This window comes from Mycolicibacterium aubagnense, assembly GCF_010730955.1.
GTDB lineage: Bacteria > Actinomycetota > Actinomycetes > Mycobacteriales > Mycobacteriaceae > Mycobacterium > Mycobacterium aubagnense.
Map to the genome: position 1 here is coordinate 5733978 of NZ_AP022577.1, position 12193 is coordinate 5746170.

9 protein-coding genes are annotated in these 12193 nt (G+C 67.6%); 7 read left to right on the forward strand and 2 right to left on the reverse strand.

Annotated elements, in window-relative coordinates:
• Positions 1 to 142: 142 nt before the first annotated feature.
• From G6N59_RS27395 to nicT, 3 genes are all read left to right on the forward strand, one after another.
• A complete protein-coding gene (locus tag G6N59_RS27395) occupies positions 143 to 679 on the forward strand; it encodes an alpha/beta hydrolase (protein ID WP_138230039.1) in 537 nt (178 codons plus the stop codon).
• A 67-nt stretch (positions 680 to 746) separates the two neighbouring features.
• Complete coding sequence (locus tag G6N59_RS27400) at positions 747 to 3983, forward strand: DEAD/DEAH box helicase (protein ID WP_138230040.1); 3237 nt, start codon at positions 747 to 749, stop codon at positions 3981 to 3983.
• A gap of 15 nt (positions 3984 to 3998) precedes the next feature.
• A complete protein-coding gene (gene nicT / locus G6N59_RS27405) occupies positions 3999 to 5102 on the forward strand; it encodes a Nickel transporter NicT (RefSeq protein ID WP_138230041.1) in 1104 nt (367 codons plus the stop codon).
• On the opposite strand, the gene mtr is transcribed toward nicT, so the two are convergent.
• Positions 5099 to 6475, reverse strand: coding sequence for a mycothione reductase (gene mtr, locus G6N59_RS27410; protein WP_138230042.1), 1377 nt, complete (start codon positions 6473 to 6475; stop codon positions 5099 to 5101). The genes nicT and mtr overlap by 4 nt on opposite strands.
• A gap of 4 nt (positions 6476 to 6479) precedes the next feature.
• Entirely contained in the window at positions 6480 to 7511 is a 1032-nt protein-coding gene (locus G6N59_RS27415; protein ID WP_234884177.1) for an alpha/beta hydrolase, read from the reverse strand.
• 141 nt (positions 7512 to 7652) lie between these two features.
• Between G6N59_RS27415 and mqo the strand changes: the two genes are divergently transcribed.
• Genes mqo through cobO form a run of 4 tightly spaced genes read left to right on the forward strand, consistent with a single transcriptional unit; the run spans position 7653 to position 12188 of the window.
• Complete coding sequence (gene mqo / locus G6N59_RS27420) at positions 7653 to 9149, forward strand: malate dehydrogenase (quinone) (protein ID WP_138230044.1); 1497 nt, start codon at positions 7653 to 7655, stop codon at positions 9147 to 9149.
• 50 nt (positions 9150 to 9199) lie between these two features.
• On the forward strand, positions 9200 to 9667 hold the full coding sequence (locus G6N59_RS27425) for a GNAT family N-acetyltransferase (protein ID WP_138230045.1): 468 nt from the start codon (positions 9200 to 9202) through the stop codon (positions 9665 to 9667).
• On the forward strand, positions 9667 to 11550 hold the full coding sequence (locus G6N59_RS27430) for a magnesium chelatase subunit D family protein (protein WP_138230046.1): 1884 nt from the start codon (positions 9667 to 9669) through the stop codon (positions 11548 to 11550). The genes G6N59_RS27425 and G6N59_RS27430 overlap by 1 nt, the downstream gene beginning before the upstream one ends.
• Positions 11551 to 11573: 23 nt before the next feature.
• Positions 11574 to 12188 carry a cob(I)yrinic acid a,c-diamide adenosyltransferase gene (gene cobO, locus G6N59_RS27435; protein WP_138230047.1) on the forward strand — a complete coding sequence of 205 codons (615 nt, stop codon included), beginning with the start codon at positions 11574 to 11576 and terminating at the stop codon, positions 12186 to 12188.
• Positions 12189 to 12193 lie beyond the last annotated feature (5 nt).

Genomic DNA, 12193 nt, shown 5'->3' on the forward strand with positions numbered 1-12193 from the left:
GCCAATTGGTGGCGGCGACTCGACGACGCGTCGGTCCGCGCTCCGCCATGCGGGAGTTGTTTTCCGTGACAGCCGGGGCACTGAGTAGCCGACCGCTGAATATTGGTACCTGCGGTCCTGCGGCGTTCGCTACGGTGGCGTCATGCCAATCATCCCGACCGTCGACGGTTTCGGCGCCACTGTCGACGTGTCTGGCCCCGACGACGCCACGACCGTCGTCATGCTCACGACGAAGCACGCGGCGGGCGCCCTGTGCGAACTGCTGCATACCGCATCGCTGCGCACCGTGGTGATCGAGGCCGATGACCGGCTGACCGTGAATTCGGTTGTCGGCATTCTGGATACGCTCGGGGTGCGGTGGGCGCTGCTGTTCGCCGACCGCGGTGCGGGCGGGCTGGCCTGGCGGCTGGCGGCCACCCGGCTGGACCGGTTCACCGCCCTGGTGGCGATCGACGGCACCCATCCGCGAGCCACCGAGGAGTCGGGTGATGCGTGCCCGCCGGTGGAGATCAACACGACCGTGGTGGTCACCACCGCCGATGCCCGGGCGCGGGCCCAGGCCGGGCAGCGCTTCATCTACGGCGAATTCCGGATGTCCGAGCTGGTGGGCCGGCGCAGCGCCGAAGAGTTCACCGCGCAGGTGGCCAACGAGATCGTGCTGCGCAGCAGTACCTGGTGACCGGTCGCCCAGGGCGAGCGAAGCGACGGGAGAGCACCCTGTCGGTCCTGGCCGTTATCGTGACGAGATGGACGGCACGGACTCGACGGCCGGGCTAGCGCTCGCGCCTCACGAGTTGCTTCGCGCGTTCAGCGCGAAGACGCTGGCCCGCGGCGAGACGTATGCGGGCCAGGGGCGGGTGGCCACCGCCGAGTACGACCCTCTCGACGGAACGCTCATCGGCTCGTGCCTGGGCTCGTCGGCCGAGTACTACGACGTCGAAGTGGCCCTCTCGGGTGCGCGCACCAGCCTGGAGATCGACTACGCCGTCTGCAGCTGCCCGGTAGGGCGGTACTGCAAGCATGCCGTCGCCCTGCTGATGGCGGCGATTCCGAGCACACCCGACCGGGCGGCGCCGCAACGCTGGCAAGTGGTGCTGGGTTCGCTGCTGAACGAGATGACCGACACCGAAGCCGACGCCGGCGGCAAGCCGTTGGCCCTGGAATTCGGGATGCTGCCGGCGGGTCGGTACCACACCACACCCATCGCTACGGTGCGGCCGCTGACGGTCGGTAAGCGCGGACATTGGATCAAGAGCGGGATCAACTGGCGGCGCCTGTTCGACACGCCCGATCCGGGCGAGTTCGACCGGGAGCAGTACGGCGCGCTGCGAGCGCTGGTGCTCGGCGTGCCCGGCTACTACCCCTACAGCAGCGACCAATTGGTGCTTTCCGGTGTCGGACAAAGCTTTTGGTCCGATCTGGAGCTGGCTGTCGAGGCCGGCGCCACTGTGCTTCCGGGCGCCGGGATCCGAGCCGTGCAGATCGCGAAGGACGTCCAGCTGAGGCTGGACTTCACCGTCTCCGACACCGGCGGCGCGCAGATGTCGACGGTGCTCGTCGTCGACGGTGAATCGCGACCGCCCGAAGGCATCGGGCTGGTCGGCGTCCCCACACCACATGGCATCCATCAATGGGTGGACGGCATCCTGCATCTCGGGGCCTTCTTCCCGGTGCCCGGTCCCACGCTGCTCAAGCTGGTCGCGGGTCGCGAGAAAGTGCAGATTCCGCCCGAGTCGCTGTCCGAGTTCGCGGTGGACGTGTTGCCGCGGCTGCGTCGGACGGTGGCCGTCGACATGGTGGAGGGACTGTTCGCCGAGCCCGACGTCGTGGGGCCGCTGCCGGTACTGAGTATCACGGCCGATGGCGTTGACGGCCACGTGAAGTGGCGCACCCGCTACGAGGTGAACGGCCGGCGTCAGGAGTTCGACGCGGTAGGTGTCACGCGCGCGAGCGGTATCCGGGACAGCGCGGCCGAGGACGCGATGTGGCGGGCGGTCGCGCCGGCGCTGGAAGCCGTCTCGGGACTGTCGGCAGCGGACGATCCGCTGGCCTCGCTGCTGCTGTCGCGCCGGCTGACACTGCCCCAGATCGCGGTGCTGTGCCACGAGGTGCTGCCGCAGCTCGCCGAATACGAACAGCTGATCATCGACGTCGACGAGCGGGTGGCGGCGTTCCGGCGCTCGGTTGCCGGCGCGCAACTGGGGTTCGGCACCGCATCCTCGGACGAGGCGCCGGCACAGGACTGGTTCGACCTGCACATCACCATCGACATCGACGGCTACCCGGTGGCGCTGTCTGCCGTCATCGCCGAATTGGCCTTGGGCGCAACACACATGCTGCTGTCGAACGGGGTGTACTTCCGGCTCGATACCCCCGAACTGCTGAAGTTGCGGGCGTTGATCGAAGAAGCCCAGGCGCTGGGCGAACTCGAGGGCGAGCGCGTGAACGCCGCGTCTCTGAACGCGACGTTGTGGGACGAGTTGCTGAGCCTGGGCGTCGTCGACCGTGAACTCGCGCAGTGGCGCGACAACATGGCGCGGCTGGCCGCGGCGCAGCCACCCGTCGCGGTGCGCACGCCGGCCGGACTGCAGGCCGAGCTGCGCGACTATCAACGCGACGGGCTGAACTGGCTGGCGTTCCTGTGGGACAACGGGCTCGGCGGGGTGCTCGGCGACGACATGGGTCTGGGGAAGACGATCCAGACCCTGGCGTTGATCAGCCGGGCTGTCGAGCAGGGCGCGGGCAAGTTCCTCGTCATCGCGCCCACCAGTGTGGCCGGCAACTGGGCCGCGGAATGTGCGAAGTTCGCGCCCGGCCTCACGACCGTCGTGGTGTCGAGCACCGAAGCCCGCGGCGCGGTGCCTATCGCCGAGCAGGTCGCCGCGGCCGACATCGTCGTCACGACCTACACGCTGCTGCGCATCGACAACGACAAGTACCGGGAAATCGCCTGGGCGGGAATGATTCTCGACGAGGCGCAGTTCGTCAAGAACCACCACAGCAAGACGCACCAGTGCGCGCGCCGGCTCGATGCCCCGTTCAAACTGGCCATCACCGGTACCCCGATGGAGAACAACCTGATGGAGCTGTGGTCGCTGTTGTCGATCACGGTGCCGGGTCTGTTTCCCAGCCCCAAGATTTTCGAGCGCTACTTCCGCAAGCCCATCGAGTCCGAGGGCGAGTCCGGCCGGCTGGCGGTATTGCGCCGGCGAATCAAGCCAGTGCTGTTGCGCCGCACCAAGGATCAGGTGGTCAAGGAGTTGCCGCCCAAGCAGGAGCAGGTGCTGGCCATCGAATTGTCGGCCAAGCACCGCAAGATCTACGACACCCGGCTGGCGCGGGAGCGGCAGAAAGTGCTCGGGCTGCTGGGGGAGTGGGAGAAGAACCGCTTCCAGATCTTCCGCTCGCTCACCCTGCTGCGGCAGCTCAGCCTGCACCCCGGCCTCGTCGATGCCGACTCGATGGAGGCTGGTTCCACAAAGGTGGACTTCCTGATCGAACAACTGGACCAGTTGGTCGCCGAAGATCACAGCGCGCTGGTGTTCAGCCAGTTCACCGGCTTTCTGGCGATCGTGCGGGACCGCCTGGATGCCGCGGGGATCGAGTACAGCTACCTGGACGGGTCGGTCGACGCGCGCCGCCGGGCGGAGGCCATCGACGACTTCAGCTCAGGCCGGACGAAGGTGTTCCTCATCAGCCTGAAGGCCGGCGGGTTCGGACTGAACCTCACCGCCGCCGACTACTGCTTTCTGTGCGACCCGTGGTGGAGCCCGGCCGCCGAAGCACAGGCTGTCGACCGGGCGCACCGCATCGGCCAGCTGCGCCCGGTGAACGTCTACCGGCTGGTGTCCGAGCACACCATCGAGGAGAAGGTGATCGAGCTGCAGGAGCGCAAACGCGCGCTGTTCGCCGCGGTGATCGACGACGGTGACATGTTCGGCACCGCGATCACCGCCTCCGACATTCGCGAACTGCTGGGCTGAGGGAGACTGAACCGCATGCGGCGTGCGTTGTCCGGTCAGGATTGGGGGCGGCTGGCAGCGATGTTCGGCGTCATCGCCGCACTGCATGTGATCGGTTGGGGGACTCTGATCCTCGTCGTCGTACCGGAGCATCACACTGTCGGCGGGACCGCGCTCGGCATCGGGATCGGCCTCACCGCGTACACCCTCGGACTGCGGCACGCGTTCGACGCCGACCACATCGCCGCCATCGACAACACCACCCGCAAGCTGATGGCCGACGGTTCCATGGCTCCTGACATGCGCGGCAGCCACCGTTCGCTCGGCGTGGGATTCTTCTTCTCCCTTGGGCATTCGACCATCGTGTTCGGACTGGCACTGCTGCTGTCGTTGGGCATCACGTCAATCGTCGGACCGCTGCAGGACGATTCGTCGACGCTGCACCGGTACACGGGGCTGATCGGCGCCGGCGTCTCGGGTTTTTTCCTGTACCTGATCGCGGCTATCAATGTCGTTGTGCTGGTGGGCATCCTGCAGGTGTTCATGCGGATGCGCGCCGGCGAGTACGACGAGGCCGCGCTGGAACATCAGCTGGGCAATCGCGGGTTCCTGAACCGCATCCTGCGCCGGTTCACCCGCACCATCAGCAAGTCCTGGCAGATGTATCCGCTCGGCATGCTGTTCGGGCTCGGCTTCGACACCGCGACCGAGGTGGCGCTGCTGGTGCTGGCCGGGACCGGGGCTTCGGCCGGATTGCCGTGGTACGCAATCCTTTGTCTACCGGTGCTGTTCGCGGCCGGGATGAGCCTGCTGGACACCATCGACGGGGCGTTCATGAATGTCGCGTACGGCTGGGCACTGGCCCGGCCGGTGCGCAAGGTTTACTACAACCTGACCATCACCGGGCTGTCTGTCGTGGTGGCCCTGGTGATCGGGACCATCGAGTTGCTCGGGTTGCTGGCCGAGGAGTTCGGCTGGTCCGGGGGCGTCTGGGACTGGGTCGGCGGAATCGACCTGAACATGGTCGGATTCGCGATCGTCGGACTGTTCGTCGTCACCTGGGTCGTGGCGCTGTTGGTGTGGCGGTGGGGCCGCATCGAGGAGAAGTGGACGGCCCGGCTCAGCCCGGCCGACAGTTAGATCAGCCCCAGCAGCGCGTTTTCGACCACCTCGGGCAGAGCCGGGTGAATCCAGTACTGGCCACGGGCCACTTCCTGTGCGGTCTGCCCGAAGGACATGGCCTGGATCAGCGGCTGAATCAGCGACGACGCCTGATGCCCCATGAGGTGCGCGCCCAGGATCCTGCCGGTGCCGCGTTCGCCGATGAGTTTGACGATGCCCGTGGTGTCCTCCATGGCCCAGCCGTACGCGGTGTCGCCGTAGTCCTGCACCTTGACCACGACGTCGAAACCGGCTGCCCGCGCGTCGGCTTCCGTCATGCCGACCATCGCGACCTGCGGATCGGTGAACACCGCGGCAGGGATGAACCGGTGATCGCTGGCCACCAACTCGCCGTCCCAGTCGCGCAGCAGGTTCTCCTTCACAGTCCGGGCTTCGTGGTTCGCCACGTGTTTGAGCTGGTGGTGCGACGATACGTCTCCCAGGGCGAAAACCCCACGCGCCGAGGTGCGTTGGTACTCATCGACCACGACATAGCCGTCGTCGTCGAGGGCCACCCCGGCCAGGTGCACATCGAGCTGATCTCCGTTCGGCACCCGACCGGTCGCCACCAGCAGCGCGTCGGCCGTCAGGGTTTCGCCGTCGTCGAACTCGAGCGCGACACCGCTACCGTCCTGCCGCGCGTCGACGACGTTCTCGTGGGTGCGTACCGTCCACTTCTTGGAGACGACCGTGCCGAACCGCCGGCAGATTTCCTCGTCACACCGCTTCAGCAGCCGGTCGCCGCGCAGCACGATGGTCACCTTCGACCCGAGCGCCGAGAACACGTGCGCGAACTCCACCGAGATGAAGCCGCCACCGATGATCACCAGATGTTCGGGCAGCGCCGGGATGCGCATGATGTCGTCGCTCGTGTAGTAGTGCACACCGGACTTGGCGATGTGTTCCGGAATCCAACTGCGCGAGCCGGCGGCGATCACCACGCGGTCGGACGTGAATTCGTCTCCGGCGGAGGTCCGTAACGTATAGGTGCCGTCGGGCAGCGTCGGGCCGAAGCGGGTGTGACTGCCGTAGACCGTGACATTCGGCAGGCCACGGCGGTACTGCTCCCCACCGGCCGCGATCGGGTCGATCCGGCCGAAGACCCGGTCCACGATGTCCGGCCACCGCACGCTGTCGATGTGGGCGTCGACGCCGTAGGTGGCGCTGTGGCGGACGGTCTGAGCCACGTCGGCGGCGTAGACGAACATCTTGGTGGGGATGCATCCGACGTTCAGGCAGGTGCCCCCGAACGTGCCCTGTTCGCAGATCGCGACCCTCAGGCCGTCATACCGGTCGTCGAGCACGCTGTTGCCCGAACCCGTTCCGATGATGGTCAGGTCGTAGTGCTCCATGACGTCAGGCCTGTTCGTGTTGCGTTGTGGGAGAAGCGGATCGGAGATAGCTGTCGAGCCAATGGTTCAGCTCGGCGAACGCCACGGCTCGTGGCGCCGGCAGCGACAAGAACACATCGTGTTTGGCGTCCGTGACGGGGACGATGGTGCTTCGGTTGCCGACGCACCCCGCCCACCGCGCGATCTGACGGACATCGAGCACCGCGTCGCCGCGCTCCATCCCGACCGGGGTGGTGGTCTCGGCCACCGTGTGGTCGGACCGCAGAATCAGGTTCGGCACCCCGACGTCCAGTCCTCGATGCAACTGCCGCTGCCCCTGCCGGATGGCGCTGATCCAGCCGACGGTGACCGGGAAGCCGCCCAACGGTTTCCAGTCCAAGTTGTAGTCGAACTCGCCGCCGTGGTCGCGGTGCAGGCTGGTGCCGTAGCCACCCTCGGTCGGCTGGCGGATCACCGTTAACTTGCGGAAGCGGGCCAACGCCCGCAGGGTGCCGGACACCGGGGCCGAACGCAGCACTGCCGGCCCGTGCAGATCGAAGAACGGGCTGTTCAGGATCAGGCCCGTCACCCGGTGCGTCCCCAGCGAGTTGTCGCGCCGGAGCTGATCGCTGAACAGCGTCGCGATCAGTCCGCCGGCGGAGTGGCCGTACAGGCATACCCGGGCTCCGCCGGTGTCGGCAGCGATGAGGTGCAGGGCCCGCCGGAGTTCGTCGTAGTACGACGCCAGGTCGGTGGTGAAGTGGGGCGTCTGCCCGGGGCGCCGCGACCGTCCGCATTTGTGCAGGTCTATCGCGTAGAAGGCGAAACCGCGGGCGGCGAATTGGTCGGCGAGCTCGGTGTGGAAGAAGTAATCGGTGTAGCCATGAATGACCAAGACCGCCTGCGCGACTTGCCCCGGCTGACCCCTCCGCGCGACGGTGGCGACAAGGTCACCTTCGCCGTCGGGGTCGGGCCCCAGTGCGATGGTCTGCTGCCAGTACCCGGGCAGCACGTCCGGCTGCCACTCGGGTTGTCCCTGTGGCTCCTGCGGCGTCACGTGCTCAACCCTAACTGCGACGAACATCATGGTCGATGGGAGGAGATAGCGCGTCGGCGCCGAACTCGGTCGCGATAACCTTGAGCACCGAGCATCCGTCAATACCGGCGGGTAACCCGAGTGCGAAGGACGAGCGATCACGTGTCGAATGCAAACGTAGCTGGGAGCGCACAGACCGACGTCGTCCTCGTGGGCGCGGGAATCATGAGCGCCACCCTCGGGGCACTGATCCGGCTGCTCGAGCCGGAGTGGTCCATCACCATGATCGAGCGCCTCGACGGCGCCGCCGCCGAGAGCAGCGATCCCTGGAACAACGCGGGCACCGGCCACTCGGCGCTGTGTGAGCTCAACTACACGCCGCAGAACTCCGACGGCACCATCGACATCAAGAAGGCCGTCCACGTCAACGAGCAGTTCCAGGTGACCCGCCAGTTCTGGGCCTACGCCGTGGAGAACGGCGTCCTGCCGGACGTCAAGAGCTTCCTGAACCCCATCCCGCACGTCAGCTTCGTGCACGGCGGCGACAGCATCGAGTACCTGCGCAAGCGTCGCGAGACGCTGGTGTCCAACCCGCTGTTCTCGACCATGGAGTACATCGACGACAAGGACGAGTTCGCCCGTCGGCTGCCGTTCATGGCCGAGCAGCGCGACTTCAGCGAGCCGGTCGCACTGAACTGGACCACCGACGGCACCGACGTCGACTTCGGTTCGCTGTCCAAGCAGCTCATCGGGTTCGCCGCGCAGCGCGGCATGACCACGATGTTCGGGCACGAGGTGACGGGCCTCAGCAAGCAGTCCGACGGCAGCTGGAAGCTCAACGTGGTGAACCGGCGTACCGGCGACCGGCAGAAGATCAATGCCAAGTTCGTGTTCCTGGGCGCGGGTGGCGGCGCTCTGCATCTGCTGCAGAAGGCCGGTATCCCCGAGGCCAAGGGCTTCGGTGGGTTCCCGGTCGGCGGTGCCTTCCTGCGCACCGACAACCAGGACCTGACGGTGGCGCATCAGGCCAAAGTGTATGGCCAGGCTTCGGTCGGCGCACCGCCGATGTCGGTGCCGCACTTGGATACTCGCATCATCAACGGCCAGTCGTGGCTGCTGTTCGGGCCGTTCGCCGGCTGGTCGCCGAAGTTCCTCAAGCAGGGCTCGGTCACCGATCTGCCGCTGTCGGTCAAGCCCAACAACCTCGCGTCGATGCTCGGCGTCGGCGTCACCGAACTGGGCCTGGTGAAGTACCTGCTCGAGCAGCTGGCCCTCAGTGAAGGCGAGCGCGTCGATTCCCTGCGCGAATTCGCCCCCAGCGCAGTCGATTCCGATTGGGAGCTGGACGTCGCGGGCCAGCGCGTTCAGGTGATCCGCCGCAAGGGCATCGGTGGCGTGCTGGAGTTCGGCACCACGGTCCTGACCGCCGAGGACGGCCGGATCGCCGGTCTGCTCGGCGCGTCGCCCGGTGCCTCGACCGCCGTGCCGGCCATGATCGAGGTGCTGGAGCGCTGCTTCGCCGACCGCTACCAGACCTGGCTGCCCAAGCTCAAGGAGATGGTGCCGTCGCTGGGCATCGATCTGTCCGGCGAACCCGAGCTGTACCGCGAGGTGTGGGACTGGGGGACCAAGGTGCTCAAACTCGACCAGTCGGCCTGATCCGCAGGTGGTCGCATGACCTACCGCGAGGAGTCGAAGGCGGATCGCCCATGAGCGTCGCGCCGAGGCGTAGCTGGGCCAAGGATCTCGACGCCGCAACGCTTTACGAGCTGCTGAAGTTGCGGGTCGAGGTCTTCGTGGTGGAGCAGGCCTGCCCGTACCCCGAACTGGACGGCCGCGACCTGCTGGCCGAGACCCGGCACTTCTGGCTGGAAAGTCCTGACGGACAGGTCATCTCGACGCTGCGTCTGATGGAGGAGCATCCCGGCGGCGAGAAGGTGTTCCGGATCGGCCGGGTATGCACCAAACGCGCCGACCGCGGCCAGGGCCACACCGCCAGGCTCATGCAGGCGGCGCTCGCGGAGGTCGGTGGCTATCCCTGCCGGATCGACGCCCAGACGTACCTCGCGGAGATGTACGCCCGGCACGGATTCGTCCGGGACGGTGAGGAATTCATGGAGGACGGCATTCCGCATGTGCCGATGATCAGACCAGGTCTGGGAGCGGGGCAGCAGTAGTGACGTATCCATTCAGCGCATTGGTGGGCCAGGACCGGCTCCGCCTGGCGCTCATCCTGTGCGCGGTGCGTCCCGACATCGGGGGCGTGCTGATCCGTGGCGAGAAGGGCACCGCGAAATCGACTGCGGTGCGCGGGCTTGCCGAAGTGCTGGCGGCGGTGGATGCCGATGCCCGCCTCGTGGAGTTGCCCATCGGTGCGACCGAGGACCGCGTGGTCGGCTCGATCGATTTGCAGAAGGTGTTGCGGGACGGCGAACATGCCTTCTCGCCAGGGCTGCTGGCCCGCGCGCACGGTGGTGTCCTGTACGTGGACGAGGTGAACCTGTTGCACGACCACCTGGTCGACGTGCTGCTGGACGCCGCCGCCATGGGCCGCGTGCACATCGAGCGCGACGGGGTCTCGCATTCCCACGAGGCCCGATTCATGTTGGTGGGCACCATGAATCCGGAAGAGGGCGAGCTACGTCCGCAGCTGCTCGACCGTTTCGGATTGACCGTCGACGTGTACGCCTCGCGGGAGGTCGATGTCCGCGTCGAGGTGATCCGGCGCCGGATGTCCTATGAAGCAGATCCCGCCGGTTTCGGCGAGCGGTACGCCGCCGACGACGCCGAGCTGGCCGGCCAGATTGCCAAGGCGCGTGCGGCGGTCTCGTCAGTGTTGTTGCCGGACAACGAGTTACGACGGATCGCGGCCCTGTGCGCGGCGTTCGACGTGGACGGGATGCGCGCCGACCTGGTGGTCGCGCGCACGGCTGTCGCGCATGCCGCCTGGCGTGGTGCGACCGGGGCGAGCGAAGCGACGGGGAATGACCTGGTGGTGACCGAGGAGGATATCCGGGTCGCCGCGGAACTGGCGCTGCCGCATCGGCGGCGCCGCGATCCGTTCGACGACCTGGGCCTGGACCCGGGGCAGCTCGACGATGCCATGGCACAGGCGGAAGCCGAATCACAGTCCGAGCCCGAGCCGGATCCCGACCCGCCGGGTGGCGGTGTCTCCGCGGACAGCTCGGCAGAGGCTGCACCGCAAGGAAACTCGGCGGCGACCGGTGCTTCGCAGCCGAGTGCTGCAAAGCCCAGCGCGCCGCCGTCGGCGACGTTCCGGACCCGCGCGCTCGTCGTACCCGGCGTGGGGGAAGGGGCGCCCGGCCGGCGGTCGCGGGCCCGGAACCGCACCGGCACTCCCATCTCGGCCACCGACGACGCCCAGGCGGGCCACGGTGTGCACGTCTTCGGCACGCTGCTGGCCGCGGCGGACCGTCGTCCGCAGGCCGGCCGGCTTCAGCTGGCGCCCGCCGACGTCCGCCACGCGATCCGCGAAGGGCGCGAAGGCAATCTGGTGATCTTCGTGGTCGACGCATCAGGTTCCATGGCGGCCCGGGACCGCATGTCCGCGGTCAGCGGGGCGACGCTGTCGCTGTTGCGTGACGCCTACCAACGCCGCGACAAGGTCGCCGTCGTCACGTTCCGGGGTGCCGAGGCCAAGCTGCTGTTGCCGCCGACCTCCTCGGTGCACATCGCCAGTCGGCGGCTGGCGCGTTTCGATACGGGCGGGAAAACCCCACTGGCACAAGGACTTCTGGCTGCGCGCGACGTGGTGCTGCGGGAGAAGGCCCGCGACCGTGCCCGTCGCCCGCTGGTGGTCGTGCTCACCGATGGCCGTGCGACGGGCGGCCCCGATCCGCTGGGCCGGACTCGGACCGCCGCCGGCCTGCTGGTCGCGGAGGGGACGGCCGCCGTCGTCGTCGATTGCGAAACCTCTTATATTCGGCTGGGGTTGGCGCAGCAGCTGGCTTGCCAACTCGGCGCGCCCGCCGTGCAACTGGCGCAGCTGCGCGCCGACAACCTGGCCCGAGTGGTCCGGGCCGGGCAAGCCGCCGCGTAAGCGAACCCGTAAGGAAAACTGTTATGCCACAAGGACAGCCGCTGACCGTCCCCAACGACGGTCTGACCACCAAGGCGCGGCGCAATGCACCCATCCTGGCGGTGCACACGGGCCCGGGCAAGGGGAAGTCCACCGCCGCTTTCGGCATGGCGCTGCGCGCCTGGAACCAAGGTTTTGATGTCGCGGTGTTCCAGTTCGTCAAGAGTGCGAAGTGGAAGGTCGGGGAGGAAGCGGCGTTCCAGGCCCTCGGCCGGCTGCACGACGAGCAGGGCGTCGGGGGATCGGTGCAATGGCACAAGATGGGCTCGGGCTGGTCGTGGACCCGCCGGCAGGGGTCCGCCGAGGATCACGCCGCCGCGGCCGTCGAAGGCTGGGCCGAGATCTCTCGCCGGCTGGCCGAGGGGCGTCATGACTTCTACGTCCTGGACGAGTTCACGTACCCGCTCAAGTGGGGTTGGATCGACGTGGAAGAGGTAGTCGACGTGCTCCGATCGCGCCCCGGCACCCAGCACGTGGTCATCACCGGCCGCGACGCCCCGCCGCAGCTTCTCGACGCCGCCGACCTGGTGACCGAGATGACCAAGGTCAAGCACCCGATGGACGCGGGCCGTAAGGGCCAGCGCGGCATTGAATGGTGAGGGTG